Origin of the sequence: Hymenobacter sp. 102 (assembly GCF_049949205.1) — a bacterium.
Classification (GTDB): Bacteria; Bacteroidota; Bacteroidia; order Cytophagales; family Hymenobacteraceae; genus Hymenobacter.
This window is the reverse complement of sequence record NZ_CP188172.1, coordinates 166,866-184,877: the sequence shown is the minus strand read 5'-3', so window position 1 is coordinate 184,877 and position 18,012 is coordinate 166,866. Positions and strand designations below refer to the sequence as shown.

The 18,012-nt window shown below is 59.3% G+C and carries 18 protein-coding genes; 14 read left to right on the top strand and 4 right to left on the bottom strand.

Annotation, left to right across the window (positions count from 1 at the left end; all coding sequences use genetic code 11):
* Nucleotides 1-212 precede the first annotated feature (212 nt).
* A complete protein-coding gene (locus ACN19L_RS00830) occupies nucleotides 213-2,222 on the top strand; it encodes a M23 family metallopeptidase (RefSeq protein WP_426491659.1) in 2,010 nt (669 codons plus the stop codon).
* A gap of 189 nt (nucleotides 2,223-2,411) precedes the next feature.
* Here ACN19L_RS00830 and ACN19L_RS00825 read toward each other — a convergent pair whose 3' ends face one another.
* Nucleotides 2,412-2,711 carry an immunity 53 family protein gene (locus tag ACN19L_RS00825; protein WP_426491658.1) on the bottom strand — a complete coding sequence of 100 codons (300 nt, stop codon included), beginning with the start codon at nucleotides 2,709-2,711 and terminating at the stop codon, nucleotides 2,412-2,414.
* A 336-nt stretch (nucleotides 2,712-3,047) separates the two neighbouring features.
* On the opposite strand from ACN19L_RS00825, the gene ACN19L_RS00820 reads away from it, so the two are divergent.
* The 7 genes from ACN19L_RS00820 (at nucleotide 3,048) to ACN19L_RS00790 (ending at nucleotide 9,339) form a co-directional block, all read left to right on the top strand.
* A complete protein-coding gene (locus ACN19L_RS00820; RefSeq protein WP_426491657.1) occupies nucleotides 3,048-3,626 on the top strand; it encodes a lipocalin family protein in 579 nt (192 codons plus the stop codon).
* 217 nt (nucleotides 3,627-3,843) lie between these two features.
* Entirely contained in the window at nucleotides 3,844-4,293 is a 450-nt protein-coding gene (gene bcp, locus ACN19L_RS00815) for a thioredoxin-dependent thiol peroxidase (protein ID WP_426491656.1), read from the top strand.
* Between the two features lie 228 nt (nucleotides 4,294-4,521).
* A complete protein-coding gene (locus ACN19L_RS00810) occupies nucleotides 4,522-5,424 on the top strand; it encodes a transketolase (protein WP_426491655.1) in 903 nt (300 codons plus the stop codon).
* Nucleotides 5,425-5,598: 174 nt separating this feature from the next.
* A complete protein-coding gene (locus ACN19L_RS00805; protein WP_426491654.1) occupies nucleotides 5,599-6,972 on the top strand; it encodes a vWA domain-containing protein in 1,374 nt (457 codons plus the stop codon).
* A gap of 15 nt (nucleotides 6,973-6,987) precedes the next feature.
* Nucleotides 6,988-7,575: a hypothetical protein gene (locus ACN19L_RS00800; RefSeq protein ID WP_426491653.1), complete on the top strand. Its 588-nt coding sequence runs from the start codon at nucleotides 6,988-6,990 to the stop codon at nucleotides 7,573-7,575.
* A complete protein-coding gene (locus ACN19L_RS00795) occupies nucleotides 7,572-8,360 on the top strand; it encodes a phytanoyl-CoA dioxygenase family protein (RefSeq protein WP_426491652.1) in 789 nt (262 codons plus the stop codon). Before ACN19L_RS00800 ends, ACN19L_RS00795 begins: the two co-directional genes overlap by 4 nt.
* 22 nt (nucleotides 8,361-8,382) lie before the next feature.
* On the top strand, nucleotides 8,383-9,339 hold the full coding sequence (locus ACN19L_RS00790) for a transketolase family protein (RefSeq protein ID WP_426491651.1): 957 nt from the start codon (nucleotides 8,383-8,385) through the stop codon (nucleotides 9,337-9,339).
* A 178-nt stretch (nucleotides 9,340-9,517) separates the two neighbouring features.
* Here the strand turns inward: ACN19L_RS00790 and ACN19L_RS00785 are convergent, their stop codons facing one another.
* Complete coding sequence (locus tag ACN19L_RS00785; protein ID WP_426491650.1) at nucleotides 9,518-11,359, bottom strand: chloride channel protein; 1,842 nt, start codon at nucleotides 11,357-11,359, stop codon at nucleotides 9,518-9,520.
* A gap of 163 nt (nucleotides 11,360-11,522) precedes the next feature.
* Between ACN19L_RS00785 and ACN19L_RS00780 the strand changes: the two genes are divergently transcribed.
* Nucleotides 11,523-12,251, top strand: coding sequence for a DUF481 domain-containing protein (locus ACN19L_RS00780; protein WP_426491649.1), 729 nt, complete (start codon nucleotides 11,523-11,525; stop codon nucleotides 12,249-12,251).
* A 149-nt stretch (nucleotides 12,252-12,400) separates the two neighbouring features.
* On the opposite strand, the gene ACN19L_RS00775 is transcribed toward ACN19L_RS00780, so the two are convergent.
* Nucleotides 12,401-13,051 (bottom strand): zinc ribbon domain-containing protein, encoded by a 651-nt coding sequence (locus tag ACN19L_RS00775; protein WP_426491648.1) that lies wholly within the window; start codon nucleotides 13,049-13,051, stop codon nucleotides 12,401-12,403.
* A gap of 218 nt (nucleotides 13,052-13,269) precedes the next feature.
* On the opposite strand from ACN19L_RS00775, the gene ACN19L_RS00770 reads away from it, so the two are divergent.
* The 4 genes from ACN19L_RS00770 to ACN19L_RS00755 all read left to right on the top strand — a co-directional run bounded on the left by ACN19L_RS00770 (nucleotide 13,270) and on the right by ACN19L_RS00755 (nucleotide 16,197).
* Nucleotides 13,270-13,821 carry an RNA polymerase sigma factor gene (locus tag ACN19L_RS00770; protein WP_426491647.1) on the top strand — a complete coding sequence of 184 codons (552 nt, stop codon included), beginning with the start codon at nucleotides 13,270-13,272 and terminating at the stop codon, nucleotides 13,819-13,821.
* 30 nt (nucleotides 13,822-13,851) lie between these two features.
* Nucleotides 13,852-14,307, top strand: a complete 456-nt coding sequence (locus ACN19L_RS00765; RefSeq protein ID WP_426491646.1) for a hypothetical protein — start codon at nucleotides 13,852-13,854, stop codon at nucleotides 14,305-14,307.
* Between the two features lie 35 nt (nucleotides 14,308-14,342).
* On the top strand, nucleotides 14,343-14,825 hold the full coding sequence (locus ACN19L_RS00760) for a hypothetical protein (RefSeq protein WP_426491645.1): 483 nt from the start codon (nucleotides 14,343-14,345) through the stop codon (nucleotides 14,823-14,825).
* A 178-nt stretch (nucleotides 14,826-15,003) separates the two neighbouring features.
* On the top strand, nucleotides 15,004-16,197 hold the full coding sequence (locus tag ACN19L_RS00755; protein WP_426491644.1) for an aspartate aminotransferase family protein: 1,194 nt from the start codon (nucleotides 15,004-15,006) through the stop codon (nucleotides 16,195-16,197).
* Between the two features lie 121 nt (nucleotides 16,198-16,318).
* Here the strand turns inward: ACN19L_RS00755 and ACN19L_RS00750 are convergent, their stop codons facing one another.
* On the bottom strand, nucleotides 16,319-16,747 hold the full coding sequence (locus ACN19L_RS00750) for a TerB family tellurite resistance protein (RefSeq protein WP_426491643.1): 429 nt from the start codon (nucleotides 16,745-16,747) through the stop codon (nucleotides 16,319-16,321).
* A 277-nt stretch (nucleotides 16,748-17,024) separates the two neighbouring features.
* On the opposite strand from ACN19L_RS00750, the gene pfkA reads away from it, so the two are divergent.
* The gene (gene pfkA, locus ACN19L_RS00745; RefSeq protein WP_426491642.1) at nucleotides 17,025-17,996 is read left to right on the top strand and encodes a 6-phosphofructokinase; all 972 of its coding nucleotides are present in this window, start codon (nucleotides 17,025-17,027) and stop codon (nucleotides 17,994-17,996) included.
* The last annotated feature ends 16 nt before the right edge of the window (nucleotides 17,997-18,012 follow it).

The following is an 18,012-nucleotide window of genomic DNA, read 5'->3' as shown; positions in this document are numbered from 1 at the left end:
TACACCCTGGGCTATGGAGCGGTTGTCGTTACAACGTCAGCCCGCGAGATTCCTCGCGGGGCTCGGAATGACGTTCTTCTTGTTGCTCCTGCCACCTCCGCCTGATATTCCTCGTATCCTTTTTCCCGGCTAACCGGGCACGATTGTGGCCGGCTCCGGCGTTGCTGCGGCACCGTTTTCCTTTCCTTCTGCTGCTGATTTCCTTTCCCCGAATGCCCGATTTTTTGATTACCCGGCCCGGCCGCCTGCTGAGCATGGCGGTACCCAGCCTGCTGTTGCTGGGGCTGCAGCCTATGGCCTGCGGCGGCCAGGAGCCCGATTCTACCGAAAAAAACAAGCCCGGTACCGCCGCGCCGGCTCCCCGGCCCCAGGTACCCAACGGCTACTTTCTGTTCCCCATCAAGCCCGGCCAGCAGAACTTTCTGGCCGGCAGCATGGGCGAGCTACGCCCCAATCACTTCCACGGCGGCCTCGATATTAAAACCGACGGCCGGGTGGACTTGCCGGTGTACGCCTCGGCCGACGGCTACATCTCCCGCATGAAGCAGAGCAGCTACGGCTACGGCAATGTACTGTACATCACCCACCCCAACGGCCTCACCACCGTGTACGGCCACCTCAACCGCTTTAAAGGCCCCGTGGCCGAGGAGCTGCGCCGCCGCCAGTACGAAAAGCAGACCTACGACCTGGAGCTGTTTTTCAAGCCCGACCAGTTTCCGGTGAAGCGCGGCGAAGTGGTGGCCCTCTCGGGCAACACCGGTGGCTCGGCCGGGCCGCACCTGCACTGGGAAGTGCGCACGGCCCAGGATGAGCAGCTGAACCCCTTGCAATGGGGCGGCTTCCCCGAAATTCAGGATCATGTGGCCCCCACGCTCCTGGCCTTCGGGGTGGAAGCCCTGAGCATTGATGCCCGGGTACAGGGCCGGTTCGGCAAGTCGGTTTTCGTGCCCAAGGCCCCGCCCCTGCCTAACGGTGGCGGCTACGTATGGGCCGATACCATTGCCGCCAACGGCACGGTGGGCCTGCTCATGCAGGGCTTCGACCGGTTCGACCAGGTGTGGAACAAGAACGGCATTCAGAAAGTGGAGGTGCTGGTGAACGGCCAGCCCCACTACCAGCACGTGGTGGATGCCATTCCGTTTCCGGAAGGCTCCCGCCAGATCAATAACCACCTGGATTACGAATGGCGCGCCACCCAGGGCCGGCAGCTGGAAAAGCTGTTCGTGGACGACGGCAACGACCTGCGCATGTACACCGCCGGCCCCGGCAAGGGCAAGCTGCGCGTGGAGCCGGGCAAGGTGTACGCCATGGAAGTGCGCCTGAGCGACTCCTACGGCAACCTCACGCCCCTGCGCTTTGCACTGCGCGGCGTGGCCGACAGCTACCGAAAAACCCGCTCAGTGGCCGTGAAAACCCCGGCCCTGCGCTACGATATCAGCCGCAACCTGCTGGTGGCCGTAGCCCAGGACCCCGACACGGCCGCCGTGGGCGGCAACCTGACCTTATTCAAAGGCAACCGCCGCCTCACCATCAGGCCCAGCTACACCGAGCAAAGCCAGAACGTGTACCTCTACGACCTGCGCGCCGGCCGCCCCGACTCGTTGCAGTTCGGCCGCGTAACGAAGAAGTTCGACCGGCAGGCCCTGATTCCGTCGGGCCGGGAGTTCGGCTTCAGCACGGCGCACCTGGCCCTGGGCTTCGGCCCGAAGACGCTGTTTGACACCCTGTACGTGCAGACCAGCTACAAACAGGGCCTCTGGACGGTGCACCACCCTCGCACCCCGCTCTACGAAACCATGGCCCTCACCCTGCGCCCCGAAGCCCCGGTAGCCGACCCGCGCCGCACGGCCATTTACGGCGTAACGGCCAAGGGCGGGCGGGCCTACGTGGGCGGCAAGTGGAACGCCGATGCCACCGCCATTACGGCTCCCATCAAAACCTTCGGCCAGTTCAAGCTCCTCACCGATACCATTCCGCCCTCGGCCCGCCTCATCAGCCGCGGCCCCGGCGGCGTGGTGTTCAAGGTGGGCGACGACCTCTCGGGCCTGGCCAGCTACAAGCTGGAAGTGAACGGGCAGTTCCGTCTGCTGCGCTTCGAGCACAAAAACGCCACCATCTACTCGGAGCGCGACGACACGCTGGGCCCGCCCCTGCGCGGCCCCGCCACCCTGCGCCTCACCGACCAGGCCGGGAACGAGAAGGTGATTAATCTGGTGCTGTAAAGCCGGTTTCTGAACGGTATAGAGTTTCATCGTTGCTGAGGTTGAGCGGTACATTAACCGCTCAACCTCAGCAACGACGAGGTTTCAACTATTGCGTCTCTACCGCGGGATATCCTCTCAGAAAGCGGTAAATATAGCACGTTCAGGAATTCGACCGTTTTCCTGAACTAAGAATCAGTTACGCGCTAATTAGGGCAGTTCTTTGCCTTCTAGCAACCCCTTGAAGGCTAGGATAATAAACTCAAGTTTAGATGAATCTCCTGAACCCACAAACAGCCCATCCTCCAACACAAAGCCATACCAATCATCTGGCGTTTTATTATGCCCCCTTGGCTCGATTGAAACATCCTCCAGTACCGTGTCAGATACGTCAATTTCGACAGACCATCCTGGATTACTTACCGACAGAATTTTTATCCCTTGTCTAAACTCCCATTCTCCGTCGCATTGCGACTTGTACCATTGCTGTAACCACGCTAGCGCATCCATAGACTTACTTTTTCAAGGAGACGAAAGTACGTGATTCAAATCCTCGTTTTGGTGAACCGCTCTAATAGGGCGCTGACATTAGCTACAAGCCCACGTTACGGGCCAGTTTGTGTTCAGTAAACTGATTCAACGAATCAAAGCATATGAGGCACAAGTTTCGTAAACTTCTCCGCAGACATGGTTCTGCTGGCTTACCAGTGCGTTTCTGATTCTGTGGTCCAGGTAAAGCATGGTTGATGAACCTACCAGATGTCCCGGTTTCTGCGCGCCTCTGCAATTTCCCGGGCCGCAACCGTTGACTTTGCGTATACATCGGCTACGTCCAACCTCAACCCTATGCCCAAGAACCTGCTCAAACGTCGCCAGCCCGTGCTGCTGGGAGCCGCTGCCGCCGCTGTGGCGGCCGGCGTAGCGGCCTACGCCTACACCCGCCGCAAAGCCTATCCGGCCCTGCCCACCGTGGCCCATGTGGACCTGCACAAGTACGCCGGCCTCTGGTACGAGGTGGCCCGCCTGCCCACCCGCTTCGAGAAAGGCTGCCAGCACGTAACGGCCGAATACAAGCTGCGCCCCGATGGCAAAGTGAGCGTGCGCAACACCTGCCACCAGGAAGGCCTCAACGGCCCCGTGGAAACCGCTACGGCCGTAGCCCGCGCCGTGGACGCCACCAACGCCCGCCTCAAAGTGCAGTTCTTCTGGCCCTTCGAGGGCGACTACTGGATTCTGGACCTGGATGAATCGGACTACCAGTACGCCTTGGTAGGCGAGCCGGAGCGCAAAAACCTCTGGATTCTGAGCCGCAAGCCTCACCTGGAGCGCAACCTGCGCGACCGGCTGGTAGCCCGCGGCCGGGAGCTGGGCTTCCCCGTTGAAAACCTGATTTTCACCCCGCAACCTATGGCCGGCAAACCGTAACGCCAGCCCGTCATTGCGAGCGAAGCGAAGCAATCCTTCCTTCACAAAGCGCAAAACAATTGACCTACTCAAAAGCCCCTGTCGTCCGTGCTGGCGTCAGGGGCTTTCTGCTGTTCGGTGCTTGGCACCCTGAAAAGGACGGATTGCTTCGTTTCGCTCGCAATGACGGGTGTTATTTCGTTGCTGAATCCCCAAAAATCCCTTCTATCTTCGCGGCATGGCAGTACCTCAAGCTGGCGAGCAGGCCCCGGCCTTCCAAGCCAAAGACCAGAACGGCACCCTCCACCGCCTCCAGGACTACGCGGGCCGCAAAGTGGCCCTCTACTTCTACCCCAAAGATGATACCTCGGGCTGCACGGCCCAGGCCTGCAACCTCCGCGACAACTACGCGCAGCTCCAGGCCGCCGGCGTGCAGGTGCTGGGCGTGAGCATCGACTCAGAGAAGTCGCACCAGAAGTTTGCCACCAAGCACGAACTGCCCTTCCCACTGCTGGTAGACGAGGACAAGAAGCTGGTGCAGGACTACGGCGTGTGGCAGGAGAAGTCGATGTACGGCCGCAAGTACATGGGCACCATGCGCTACACCTTCCTCATCAACGAGCAGGGCCTGATCGAGAAAGTCATTACCAAAGTCGACACCAAAAACCACGCGGCTCAGCTGCTGTAGTTTTTCCTCTGAAAGCCTCGCCCCTCCGGCGGGGCTTTTTACTTAGAGCTTCCATCTGTCATCCTGAGCTGGCGAAGGACCTTATCACGTAAGGACAAGTCGTTTATGCGGTTGTCGTGCTGCTATAATAAGATCCTTCGCTCCGCTCAGGATGACGGGAGCCGGCCCGCCGGTTACTCTGCCAACTTCCTACCTTTGCCTCACCAATTCCATTCTCAACCCGAACCCATGTCGCAGGACACGTCATTCGCCGCTTCTTCCGAAACCCACACGCCCGAAGCCACCAAATCGGTAGCTGAGCTGAAACAGATTGCCGCCCAGGTGCGGCGCGACATCGTGCGCATGGTGCACGCCGTCAACTCGGGCCACCCCGGCGGCTCGCTGGGCTGCACCGACTTGCTGGTGGCCCTGTACTTCAAAGTGATGAAGCACACGCCCCAGCCCTTCGACATGGACGGCATCGGGCAGGACCTGTTTTTCCTCTCCAACGGCCACATTTCGCCGGTGTTCTACTCGGTGCTGGCCCGCTCGGGCTACTTCCCGGTAAGCGAGCTGGCTACGTTCCGCAAGCTGAACTCACGCCTGCAGGGCCACCCCGCCACCCACGAGCACCTGCCCGGCATCCGCGTGGCCTCGGGCTCCCTCGGCCAGGGCCTGAGCGTGGCCGTGGGCGCGGCCCAGGCCAAAAAGCTCAACAACGACCCCCAAACCGTATTCGTGCTGATGGGCGACGGTGAGCTGGAGGAAGGCCAGGTGTGGGAAGCGGCCATGTACGCCCCGCACCATAAAGTCGACAACCTCATTGCCTTCGTGGACCGCAACGGCCAGCAGATTGACGGTCCCACCGACAAAGTGATGAACCTGGGCGACCTGCGCGCCAAGTTTGAAGCCTTCAACTGGCAGGTGCTGGAAACCGACGGCAACGACCTGGAGAAACTGCTGCCCACCATTGAGGAAGCGCAGGGCCTGCTCCGCAACGGCCGCCCCGTGATGGTGCTGATGGACACCCAGATGGGCTTCGGCGTGGACTTCATGATGGGCTCACACAAGTGGCACGGCGTGGCTCCCAACGACGAGCAGCTCGAAATTGCCCTCCAGCAGCTGGCCGTGGAAAAAGCCGGCGACTACTAAATCACAGATTCTCGCTGATTACAGGCTGATTTCGCTGATCGGTTGAAGGCCGTTTACATTCAGTGTGAAACGACAACCCCAGTAAACCCAATAAAAGCCCGCCTGGCTCCCCCTCTCCCCGAGGAGAGGGGGCCGGGGGGTGAGGTCCACTCCATGCGCCATTTGCTTCTGGTTATGGGTTTGCTTGCGGGGCTGCTGGCCCCCGGGCCTGCGCGTGCCCAGAACGTAGCGCCCACTCAGCCTAAAACCACGCGCATTCTGTTCGTGCTGGATGCCTCCGGCTCGATGCGGGCGCCCTGGGAGGGCGAGCAACGCTGGGACGTAGCCAAGCGGCTGTTGTCGAAGATGGTGGACTCGCTCAACGCCTACCCGCACCTGGAGCTGGCGTTGCGGGCCTACGGGCACCAGCACGAAAACAAGGAGAACAACTGCGAGGATTCGCGGCTGGAAGTGGCCTTCGCGCCCAAAAACGCGGCGGCCATCAAGGCCCGGCTCAAAACAATTGACCCTAAGGGCAACACGCCGATTACGTACTCTTTGCTGCAGTCGGCCGGAGACTTTCCGGCCGATAAGGCGGCCCGCAACGTGCTCATTCTGATTACCGACGGGCTGGAATCGTGCAAGGGCGACCCGTGCGCCACGGCCCTGGCGCTGCAGCGCAAGCGGGTGTTTCTGAAGCCGTTCGTGATTGGCATCGGGGCCGAGCGGGAGTTTGGCAAGCAGCTGGAATGCCTGGGCCAGTACTACAACGCGGCCGATGTGAAGACCTTTCGCAGCATCCTCAACGACGTAGTGACCCAGACGCTGGCCAAAACCACCGTCAGCGTAAACCTCACCGATGAGCAGGGCCGCCCCGTGGAATCGAACGTGAATATGACGTTTGTGAACAACGTGACGGAGTTGCCCGAGTACAACTACGTGCACTACCGCGACGCCCAAAGCAAACCCGACGTGCTCGACATCGACGCGTTGCAGAGCTACGACCTGGTGATTAACACAGTGCCCCCGGTGCGGCAGCCGAACCTGCCCATCCGGCCGGGCCGGGCCAACGTGCTCAGCTACAAAACGCCACAGGGCACGCTGTGGCTGCAGAACCCCGCCGCCTCACCCAACCCCTACGGCACGGTGCAGGCGGTGGTGCGGGCCCAGGGTAACCCGGCCACGGCGGTGGCCCTGCCCTTCGGGGCGCGGCAGAAGCTGCTGGCCGGCAACTACGAGGTGGAGCTGCTCACGCTGCCCCGGCAGCTGCGGCGCATCACGGTGAAGCAGGGCCAGGAAACGACTGTAACCTACGAAGCCCCCGGCATCCTCAACATCGTGTCGGATTTGAAAGGCTACGGCAGTATCTACCGCCTCGGCCAGGATGAGCAGCAGACGTGGGTGCACAACCTGCCCGAAACCAGCAGCAAAGTGAACCTGCCGATGCAGCCCGGAGCCTACCGCCTCGTGTTCCGCACCAAAACCGCTACCGGCAGCCAGTTCACCGACGTGCGCACCTTCACCATCCGCCCCGGTCAAACCACCTCAGTCAGCATTTTCGGCCGGTAATTCGCACGTTTTCGCATGTATAACGCATTTCGGATAAGTGAAAAAGTATTCATTGCCCTGGCTGTAATCGGCTTTCTATTGAAGTCGGCACTTACGGATGGGGGCAGCCCTATACTGTTGATAGGATCAGGCCTGCTGGCAACTCTGTATTTTTTAGGCGGCTACTTTCAGGCTCGCCCCGTTTCGTTTTCTCCTCCAGAAGTGCAGCATCCTGTACACAAAGCTGTCGTTCTCCGCATACTTAGCGGGTTACCTTTGGCAGTGGTTGTAGTGGGCATTCTGTTTCGCTTGATGATCTGGCCTGGCGATACTGATGAGCTTACCAGTGGCTTAGTGCTCGGAATTCCGTTGCTCATATGGGCATTTCTTAGCTCCCGAAATCTTCGCCAGGGTGTACCTACTCAGGTATTCTACCGGCTTGCCGCAGTAATGATTGTCGGTGCAGCTACCCTGTTCACTCCCGTATCCAGTCTTATTCGTTGGTTCCACCGCGACGATACTGAGTTGGCGGATAAGATGATCTACCAAGTCCAGCATCCGAATGACCCCGCCGCGGCGCAGGCTGTCCGGTCACATCTGCAAACCAAACGCCAGCAGCCATGACCCCAACTGTCCAGCTCCGCACCGACGGTTACGCCATTCTGCCCAACGTTTTCTCCCCGGAGGAAACGGCCGGTCTGCTGCGCACCATTGAGTCGACCGAGACCAGCTCGTCCAATTTCCGGCGCAGTCAGGATGTGTTTGCCATTCGGAATCTGCTGGGCGAAGTGCCGCAGCTGTGGCCCCAGCTGCTTACGCCGCGGCTGCGGGCGGTACTGGCAGAGCTGTTTCCGGAGCAAATGCCGCATCTGGTGAAGGCTATTTACTTCGATAAACCGGCCGGCTCTAACTGGCTGGTGGCCTGGCACCAGGATGTGATGGTGGCGGTGGACCGGCGCCTCGACCTGCCCGGCTACGGCCCCTGGTCGGGGAAAAACGGTGAGGCCACCGTGCTACCGCCCCGCGAAATCCTGGAAAGCATCGTCACCCTGCGCCTGCACCTCGACGACTGCGACGCCACCAACGGGGCGCTGGGCGTGGTACCCGGCTCCCACCGCCTCGGCGTCATTCCGAACGAGCAGCATCCCGAGCTAACGCCCCAAGCCGTTACCTGCGCGGTGCCGGCCGGCGGACTCATGCTGATGCAGCCCCTTACCCTGCACGCTTCCCAGCGCAGCACCAGCTCCCGCCCCCGCCGCGTGATTCACCTGGAGTTCAGCGCCGTTGAGCTGCCGACGGGTCTGCAGTGGCGGGATCGGCGAGTAGCACATGCTTCAGCTTGTGCAGTTGAGGACGCCTTTGTTTTGTCTGATCAAGCACAAGCTGAAGCGTGTGCTACTTCTTTGTAAACCCATTTCCCTACCATACTTCATGAAAGACTTTCCCTACACCGAATCGAAAGACACCCGCAGCGGCTTTGGCGCTGGCTTGCAGGAACTGGGCAAAACCAACCCCAATGTGGTAGCCCTTTGCGCCGACCTCATCGGCTCGCTCAAGATGGATGCCTTCATCAAGGAGAATCCCGAGCGGTTTTTCCAGGTGGGCATTGCCGAGGCCAACATGATGGGCCTGGCCGCCGGCCTCACCATTGGCGGGAAGATTCCCTTCACCGGCACCTTCGCCAACTTCAGCACCGGCCGCGTGTACGACCAGATTCGCCAGAGCATTGCCTACTCGGGCAAAAACGTGAAGATCTGCGCCTCGCACGCCGGCCTCACGCTAGGCGAAGACGGGGCCACCCACCAGATTCTGGAGGACATCGGGCTGATGAAGATGCTGCCCCACATGACCGTCATCAACCCCTGCGACTACAACCAGACCAAGGCCGCTACCATTGCCATTGCCGATTACGAGGGCCCCGTGTACCTGCGCTTTGGCCGCCCGGTGGTGCCCAACTTCACCCCCGCCGACCAGCAGTTTGAAGTAGGTAAAGGCATCGTGCTGAACGAAGGGGCCGACGTGAGCATCTTCGCTACCGGCCACCTGGTATGGAAGGCCATCCTGGCCGGCAAGCTGCTGGCTGAGAAAGGCATCAACGCCGAAATCATCAACATCCACACCATCAAGCCCCTGGATGCCCAGCTGATTCTGGAATCGGCCCGCAAAACGCGCTGCGTGGTAACGGCCGAAGAGCACCAGATGAACGGCGGCCTCGGCGACTCCATCGCCCAGCTGCTGGCCCGCGAGGAGCCCCTGCCCCTGGAAATGGTGGCCGTCAACGACTCCTTCGGCGAGTCCGGCACCCCCGACCAGCTCATGGAAAAATACGGCCTCAACGAGCACGCCATTGTGGCCGCCGTGGAGAAAGTAATGACTCGTCGGAAGTAGAGCTTCAGCAGCTTTACATTTAAGTAAAAGCTCCCGTAGCGTAAAGTTGCGGGAGCTTTATTTTTGTAATGTTTGAAAACGAGAAAGTATTACACAATTAGCGCATCAGCATTAAGCCATTGATCAATTTATTAATTATTATTTACAAAAAAATCATTGCTTTATGTGGATTATTTTTTCACATGTTATTAACTATTTTTTCAAATTCATATAATATATTTTTATATCTATTTTTGAAATCATTTCCATTATTATATTCAACAGGATCAATATAAGATATTACACCAACATTTGATTTTAAGAATCTTTTTAACCGAAGATAATATTTTGCTTCTGTTTTTAAAGTCCCATTGAAAGTCAAGCTAAATACTATTTGATTATCTGTCGTGATATTGGCCCCAACCATAATTTTATCTGAATTTTCCTTATACTTATTCCAATAAAAGGTTTTTCGAACATTTGGAGTACTTATGTAAAAATCAATCATTTCATCTTCCGATTCAAATTTATAATTTTCATCATTAGATTTACCAGTGTAATCCAAATTTATTTTCTCATATCCTGGTATAAATTCATTTAGCACCAAATAAATTATCTCTTTGGACTTTTCTTCAATCAAAACTTGACAAACTATATCTTGTGTGTAATCCATTTCGTTCATTTTTCGCGCCTGCTCCTCCGTGCGGTGGATTTCCTGGATGTACTGCACTTTAAGCTGGTCGTAGAAGGAGTGGCGGGTGACGAGGTTGGACACCAGGTTGGCCAGCAGCGCCGTGAGCATCAGGTAGAAGATGATGTTGTGGCTGTTGGTCATTTCAATCACCAGGATGGACGAGGTGAATGGGCTGCGCGTGACGCCCGTCAGGAAGCCGGCCATACCACAGAGCACCAGTAGGTTGGTGGCCGTATCGGGCAGGTACATCCACTCGGCCACCACGGCTCCCATGCTGGCCCCGGCACTCAGGGCGGGCGCAAAAATACCGCCGGCCGCGCCCGTAGAGAAGGAAATAACCGGCCCGATGATGCGCAGCAGCGGCAGGTACCAGGCCACGTGCTTATCGGCGGTAAACAGGGTGCTGACCATAATTTCCTTACCCGAGCCGAATACCTGCTCCCCGAAGGCCACGCCCAGCCCGGCAATCAGCAGGCCGCAGGCTACCGGGTACAGCGCCCGGTGCACGGGGCTGGTCAGGCGGGCTTTCTGACGCAACAGCCACAGAATGGCCTCGGCCATGCTGCTGGCGGCAAACCCGGTGAGCACCGCTACCAGCATCACCACGAAAATAATCCAGATGGGCAGGTGGTCGAGCTTGGGGTAGCCCAGGTACAGGTAAGGCCCCAGCAGGTTGAGGGCCGTGAGGCCGGCAATGATAACGCCCGTGAGCAGGGCCGATTTGAAGTAGTTGAAGTGCGTTTTGGTGAGTTCTTCAATGGCAAACACGATACCGCCCAGCGGCGTGTTGAAAGCTGAGGCCAGCCCGGCCGCCGCCCCGGTAATGACCATGTTACGCCGCGACACCTTGGGGTACCAGGCCGGCAGCCAGTCGTTGATGCGCTTGAAGATGGAGGCCGCAATCTGGATAGTGGGGCCTTCGCGCCCGATGACGGCCCCACCCACTACCATCACCAGGCTGGATACGATTTTGACTACCACAACGCGCAGGCTCAACAGGCGGCTCACCTTATAGCGGTGGCGCGGGTTGCTCAGGTCGATGGCGGCGCTGACCTGCGGGATGCCGCTGCCCCGGGCGTAGGGCGCGTACCGCTGCACCAGCCACCAGCCCACCAGAAAGCACAGCGGCGTAACGGCCAGAAACAGCCACGGCGACTGGTGGTAGATGTAGCGCGTACCCGCTTCGGCCCACCCGAACAACTTGGCGTACAGCACCGCTACCAGCCCTGTAACCACGGCTCCTACCCAAAAAGGCAATGCATTCAGCAGGTCGCGCTTGATGTGGTGGTTAGCAATGGCGTCGTAGCGGGCTTTGAGTTGGAGGCGGAGCGGTTCGGGTAGGAGCATGCGGAAAGGAGGACGCAGGAAAGAACTTGGCAAAAAGGCAAAAGCCAGCCCGTGGCCCAAAGGTAGGCCGCGTGCATGAGGCCCCCATGAGCAAAACCGGTTGGCTCCGGCGGGCCCGGGCTACCTTTGCCGGTACGCCGTCTTTCTGCGGCTGGTTGATGCAATGCGCTTTTCTCCGTTACTGTTCCTGCTGCCACTCGGCGGCGCGGCCCTGCCGGCCCGGGCCCAAAAACCCGATACCACCATCATCCGCTACAGCGGGCAGCTCTCGGGGCAGTACACGTCGGGTGGCGTGAACCGCACGCTGTTTGCCACTTCCCACTCCGTTACGCTATTGCGGGGGCTGCACTTTGGGGCGCCCGTTTCGGGCAGTTTCACGTTTGGCAAGCAGGAGCGGCGGCTGCGGGAGCGGGAATGGCTGCTTAACGCCACGCCCTACTACTGGAAAGGTCATTTCCGCTTCTACGGCATCGGGGGCTACGAGCGAAGCAACCTGCGCGGCATTGACAACCGCTACCAAATGGGCGCGGGCCCCGGCTGGGCATTTTACCAGGACTCACTGGGGCGCGAAGTAGCCGTGAGCAATTTGCTTATCCGGGAAGCCACGTACTTTCAGGATGGCAGCTCCCGCACCGTATCGCGCAGCTCTACCCGCCTGAAGGTGGCCTACTCCTACGGCGTGTTCACCTTCAACTCCACCACCTTCTACCAGCCCAACCTGCAGGATTTTTCCGACTACCGCGTCACGCACGCCTCGTCGCTGGCCTTGCGCTTTACTCCGCGCTTCGCCATTACCAGCACGTACGCCTATACGTTCGAAAACCGCATTCCGGAAGGCAAACCCCGCGACAATACCAACGTCACCATCGGCGTGGCTTACAGCACGAAGTAGCCCGAACAGCAACACAGGACTTCATGCAGAGGCCCAAAGCCAAAGCATCTCGCGTGCTGACGTTGTAAGAGTAACTCCAACATCAGCACTCAAGATTCCGCGGCTTCGCTCGGAATGACCGTTGAGTGTAGTGGGTCTTCTGCCGCAGGCTACTGCTTGCTGCCGCACTCGGCGCAAAACTTCTGCTCGGGCTTCACGGCCGCGCCACAGTCGCCGCAGAACTTGCCCCGGGGTTGAGCGGCGGCGCTGGCCGTGCCGCAGCTGGGGCAGAACTTCTGGCCGGCCGCCAGCTTGCTCTGGCAATTGGGACATTGCACCAAGGAGGCCGTACCCAGAAAATCGAGGTTTTGGGTGTAGTCCTGCTCCCGGGTTTTGGTATGGATTTGCTCCCGGGCGGCCTGGCGCTGCTGGGCGGCCAGCTCCTCGTGCTCGTCGGGGGCGCAGTCTTCGCACAAGCCGGCGGTGTGGTTCCAGCACACATCGGGGCACACCCAGTGGCCGCAGCGGGTACACTGCTTGAAGTAGGTTTTGCCCTCCTGCACGGCCGTTTCCAGGGCATCATCGTGGGCCTTGCCGCCAATGGCGCGCTGCACGTGGTAGGCCGCATTGCCGGCATCGTAAAAATGTCCACCGAACAGGCTGCCCGCGGCCCGCATCAGCTCCCCGGCAATACCAATTTTGTTGGGCAGGAAGCGCGACATGTGGCCGTTGCGGCATTTGTCGCAGTAAAATTTGAACTGGAAACCCTTATCGGTGCTAAGGTCGTCGTGGTTGGCGACGAACTGAATCATGTTGCTCATAGCTGCTGGTTGTGGAGGTAGTGGAACGGGGGTAAAAATAGGGTTTTGCTATATTTTACAGTCCTGAGCAAATCTGAAATCAAGTACTTATTTAACTATTTAGTCACCTGACAATTACAACACTGAAGTTCATTTTCTTTGATTTGTCTTTAAACCCTGGCCCGCCCGGCCCCTCTAACCCCACACAACCGCCGCTCTAACCCCGCCCTGCCTGCGCCTTGGAAGACCAGGAAATACTCACCAGGTTTCGTGACCCCGCCGCCCGCAACGTGGCGTTCAACCAGCTCGTGCGCAAGTACCAGAGCAAGGTGTACTGGCACGTGCGCAAAATGGTGGTGGACCACGACGATGCCGACGACCTGACCCAGGACGTATTCATCAAAGTGTGGAACCACCTCGAAAACTTCCGCCAGGATGCCTCCCTGTTCACCTGGATTTACCGCATTGCCACCAACGAGTGCCTGAGCTTTCTGAGCAGCAAGCGGCGCAAGTTCTTCCTGCCCCTCAACGACGTGGGCGCGGAGCTGACCGCCAAACTTGAGACCGACGAAAGCCTGGCCGGCGACGCGGTGGAGCTGAAGCTGCAGAAAGCCATCCTGCGCCTGCCCGACAAGCAGCGGCTGGTGTTCAACCTGCGCTACTACGACGAAATGCCCTACGAGCAGATGGCCGAAGTAACCGGCACCAGCGTGGGGGCCCTGAAAGCCTCCTACCACCACGCCGCCAAAAAAATTGAGCAGTACATCAACGACGAGTCCATCACCGATTAAACCCCACGGCCCCCGTGGCCTCCAACTGATATGAATAAGCCTTTTCGTCTGGATGAACACCGCCGCCGGCCCCAGCCGCCGCTGGCTCCGCCCCCGGACCGGTATTTTGAGCAGCTGCCCATGCGCGTAATGCAGCGCGTGCAGGCCACCAACCCCGCCCCGGCCGTCACCTGGGGCTGGCTCTCGGCCTTGTCGGCCCCGCTGCGGACGGCCCTGGCCTCGGTGGTGGTGCTGGGGGGCTTCGCGGCCTCTTTTCTGCTAAGCCCGGAAGCCACTATGCAGCCCGTGGCTGGCACCTCCCTGGCCCAGGTGCCCCGGGAAGAGCTGGTGCAGTACCTGATGGCCAGTGAGCAGCGCATTACCCTTTCCGACCTAGCCGAGCTACCCGCCACGCAGAACCTCCCTACCGACACGTACCTGCACGCCTCCCCCGATGAGCTGCAAGAAGTACTGGATGGGCAGCCTTCCGAAGAAACCTACCTATAACTACCGTATTACCTTCCTCTTCCGCCTTTTCTCCCATGAAATACCTGCTTCGAACTGCCTTGCTGCTGGGCCTGCTAGCCTGGCTGCCTCTCACTTCGGCCCACGCCCAGGGCGGCGCGCGTCGCCAGGAACGCCTGAGCCAGCTGGAAAACGCCCGCATTGCCTACCTCACCGAGCAAATTTCCCTCACCCCCGACCAGGCCCAGAAGTTCTGGCCGGTGTACAATGAGTTTACTACCAAGCGCCGCGACCTGAACCGCCGCATGCGCCTGCTCCGCCCCGCTTCCCTGGATGCCCTCAGCGACCAGCAGATCAAGGACAACCTGACCCAGTCCTTCACGCTACGCCAGCAGGAAATCACGCTGGAGAAGGAGTATTTCGACCGGCTCCAGCGAGTAATCAGCGTGCGGCAGGTGGGTAAGCTGTTTATTGCCGAGCGTCAGTTTACCAAAGAAGTGCTCAAGCGCGTGGCCGGCCGCCCCGGTATGGCCGCTCCCGCCGATGGACTGGACGACTAACGGCTCCTTTTCCTGAATCGACAAAAACGGCTGCTTCGGCGGCCGTTTTTTATTGTTGGGGACAGTAAGCGCGCTGGGAGCCGTACCTTTGCGGCCCGTTTTTGTTAGTAAGGTACCGCTGTCGGTTCCCAAGCCTCACTTCCGTGAGCACCTGAGCCGGCCGAACCATATCCTGCGTATGCTCACTCCTCGTCAGCTTTTCCTTCGCCACCAGGCCCAGACTTCCGATTTTCCGCTGCTGCTGGAAATTGAGCGGGCCGAGGGCGTGTACATGTATGATGCCGACGGTCAGGCTTACCTGGACGTTATTTCGGGCATTGGCGTGAGCAACGTGGGCCACCGCCACCCCCGGGTATTGCAGGCCATTCAGGACCAGCTGGACAAATACCTGCACCTGATGGTGTACGGCGAGGTGGTGCAGGCCCCGCCGGCCCGGCTGGCCCAGGCTCTCACCGCTACCCTGCCCGCCCACCTCGACAACGTGTACTTTACCAACTCGGGTACCGAGGCCGTAGAAGGGGCCCTGAAGCTGGCCAAGCGCCACACCGGCCGCACCAAGCTGCTCAGCTGCTTCAATGCTTACCACGGCTCCACCCACGGTGCCCTGAGCATCACCGGCTCCGAGGGATTCAAGAATGCCTTCCGGCCCCTGCTGCCGGATGTGCACCACCTGCGCCGCAACCACTTCGAGGATTTGGAGCTGATTGATGAGCACACGGCCGCCGTGGTGATGGAAACCGTGGCGGGCGAGGCCGGCGTGCGGCTGCCTGCGCCCGGCTACCTCACGGCCCTGCGTCAGCGCTGCACTGAGGTGGGCGCACTGCTCATTCTGGATGAGATTCAGTCGGGGTTTGGGCGCACGGGCACGTTCTGGGCCTTTGAGCAGTTCGGCATCGAGCCTGATATTCTGCTCACGGCCAAGGGTATGGGCGGCGGTATGCCCATCGGGGCCTTCGTGGCACCTCAGCACATCATGGCCGGCTTTAAAACCGACCCCATTCTGGGCCATTGCACTACGTTTGGCGGCCACCCGGTTTCCTGCGCGGCGGCGCTGGCTACGCTACGCGTGATTCAGGAGGAAAACCTGCTGGCCGGTGTGGCCCGGAAAGCAGCCCGCTTCCGGGAGTTGCTGGTGCATCCGGCCATCCGGGAGGTGCGCTGCTGTGGGCTGATGATGGCCGTGGAATTCGACTCCTTCGACGTGCTCAAGCCCATCATCGACCACGCCCTCTGGCAGGAGCACATCCTCACCGACTGGTTCCTATTCTGCGACAACTCCCTGCGCATTGCCCCGCCCCTCACCATCACCGAGGAGCAGATTGACGCCGCCTGTGCGGGGTTGTTGCGGGCAATTTCTTCGGTTGTGAAGTAAAAGAGGAAGCTGCATAAAATCCATCATCCAGCGCAAAGCGAAGGACCTTACTACGTTGGAACCATCGTTCCAACGTAGTAAGGTCCTTCGCTTTGCGCTGGATGATGAGTGTAATGTCTATTCAGGCTTTCAACAGTGCCAACGCGTCGTCCTTGATCTGGTCCCGCTCCATGCCGTCCTTCACGCACTGAGAAATGTGGCGCACCAAGCGGCTTACTACCTCTTTGCGGAACCCTAGCTTCTCGGCCATATCCACGCAGAAGCTGATTTCGGTATCGTCCACAATGCCGTCGGCCAGCATCATGTCCACGAGGTCGAAAATCTGGTCGAACCGCTCGGAGTCGTTATCGGGAATGATGAGGTGGATGTTGCTGCTGTTACCCACGATGGAGCGTACTTCATCGGCCCGCAGCCCGCCCCGTTTGCCCACGGCCGCAATAAAGCTCATTTCCCGCTCGTCAATGTGGCCATCGGCTTTGGCCAGGGCCACCAGGTTCATCAGGTGGCTTTTTACTTTACGGGTTTGCTCGTTTTCAAAGAAACCAAACATACGGGCAGCTAGGTTGAGGATGGTGGGAAGTTGCGGGCGGACAGAAGTAAAACAGCACGGCCCCTGCTCGGGGCCGCGGCACTAGGTAGGGAAGATACTCAGAACCGGGCATTTCTACAATAACCTGCATACGCATGCGGCCCGAAAACAGTCATTTATCGGGGTTAATTTATATTTCACAAAGTAGGCGCTTACCTTTCCCCCCGGATTTGCCACCTTTGCCCGTTCCGGCTTGGCCCGGACTTTCGTTTGCGTACTGAAGAGCAGTTTTGAATAGATGAAACGTATTGCAGTTTTCACCAGTGGGGGCGATGCGCCCGGCATGAACGCGGCTATCCGCGCGGTTGTTCGCACGGCGGTGTACCACGGTATTGAGGTATATGGCATCATGCGCGGCTACAGCGGCATGATCAAGGGCGAGTTTGTGAAGCTGGACTCAGCCTCCGTTGCCAACACCATCCAGAAGGGCGGCACCATTCTCAAATCGGCCCGCTCCCAGAAATTCATGACCAAGGAAGGCCGGCAGCAGGCCTTTGACCAGCTGGTAAACCACGGGATTGACGGGTTGGTGGCCATTGGCGGCAACGGCACCTTCACCGGGGCCATGCTGTTTGAGCAGGAATTCGGCATTCCCACAGTAGGTGCGCCCGGCACCATCGACAACGACCTGTACGGCACCGACTACACCATTGGCTACGATACGGCCGTGAATACGGCCCTGGAGGCCATTGACAAAATCCGGGACACGGCTGACTCCCACGACCGGTGCTTCTTTGTGGAAGTAATGGGCCGCGACTCCGGCTACATTGCCATTCCCTGCGCCATTGGGGGCGGGGCCGAAATTGTGATGATTCCGGAAACGCAGATGTCCACGGAAGCCGTCATCGACAACCTGAAAACCAGCTGGCAGCGCTCCAAAACCTCTTTTCTGGTGGTGGTAGCCGAAGGCGAGGAAGAAGGCAACGCCCACCACGTGGCTAAGCGCGTGAAAGAAGCCATTCCGGAGCTGGATACGCGCGTAACCATCATCGGCCACATTCAGCGCGGTGGGGCCCCTTCCGCCGCCGACCGGATGCTGGCCTCCCAGATTGGTATTGCCGCCGTGGAGGGCCTGCTCAACGGCATGCGCAACGTAATGGCCGGCATCGTGGACCGCAAGCTGGTGTACACCCCCTTCACCGATACTATCCACAAAAAGAAGCTCATCAACCAGAGCTTCATGCGGATGGTGGAGATTCTGAGCGTGTAGCCCTTCGTTTGCGGAT

Coding starts and splice junctions, on each gene's coding strand:
- ACN19L_RS00760 (WP_426491645.1), top strand. CDS start 14,343: ATGAAATACCTGCTTCGAACTGCCTTGCTGCTGGGCCTGCTAGCCTGG.
- pfkA (WP_426491642.1), top strand. CDS start 17,025: ATGAAACGTATTGCAGTTTTCACCAGTGGGGGCGATGCGCCCGGCATG.
- ACN19L_RS00825 (WP_426491658.1), bottom strand. CDS start 2,711: ATGGATGCGCTAGCGTGGTTACAGCAATGGTACAAGTCGCAATGCGAC.
- ACN19L_RS00780 (WP_426491649.1), top strand. CDS start 11,523: ATGCGCTTTTCTCCGTTACTGTTCCTGCTGCCACTCGGCGGCGCGGCC.
- ACN19L_RS00775 (WP_426491648.1), bottom strand. CDS start 13,051: ATGAGCAACATGATTCAGTTCGTCGCCAACCACGACGACCTTAGCACC.
- ACN19L_RS00830 (WP_426491659.1), top strand. CDS start 213: ATGCCCGATTTTTTGATTACCCGGCCCGGCCGCCTGCTGAGCATGGCG.
- ACN19L_RS00750 (WP_426491643.1), bottom strand. CDS start 16,747: ATGTTTGGTTTCTTTGAAAACGAGCAAACCCGTAAAGTAAAAAGCCAC.
- ACN19L_RS00800 (WP_426491653.1), top strand. CDS start 6,988: ATGTATAACGCATTTCGGATAAGTGAAAAAGTATTCATTGCCCTGGCT.
- ACN19L_RS00810 (WP_426491655.1), top strand. CDS start 4,522: ATGTCGCAGGACACGTCATTCGCCGCTTCTTCCGAAACCCACACGCCC.
- ACN19L_RS00755 (WP_426491644.1), top strand. CDS start 15,004: ATGCTCACTCCTCGTCAGCTTTTCCTTCGCCACCAGGCCCAGACTTCC.
- ACN19L_RS00820 (WP_426491657.1), top strand. CDS start 3,048: ATGCCCAAGAACCTGCTCAAACGTCGCCAGCCCGTGCTGCTGGGAGCC.
- ACN19L_RS00795 (WP_426491652.1), top strand. CDS start 7,572: ATGACCCCAACTGTCCAGCTCCGCACCGACGGTTACGCCATTCTGCCC.
- ACN19L_RS00765 (WP_426491646.1), top strand. CDS start 13,852: ATGAATAAGCCTTTTCGTCTGGATGAACACCGCCGCCGGCCCCAGCCG.
- ACN19L_RS00805 (WP_426491654.1), top strand. CDS start 5,599: ATGGGTTTGCTTGCGGGGCTGCTGGCCCCCGGGCCTGCGCGTGCCCAG.
- bcp (WP_426491656.1), top strand. CDS start 3,844: ATGGCAGTACCTCAAGCTGGCGAGCAGGCCCCGGCCTTCCAAGCCAAA.
- ACN19L_RS00790 (WP_426491651.1), top strand. CDS start 8,383: ATGAAAGACTTTCCCTACACCGAATCGAAAGACACCCGCAGCGGCTTT.
- ACN19L_RS00785 (WP_426491650.1), bottom strand. CDS start 11,359: ATGCTCCTACCCGAACCGCTCCGCCTCCAACTCAAAGCCCGCTACGAC.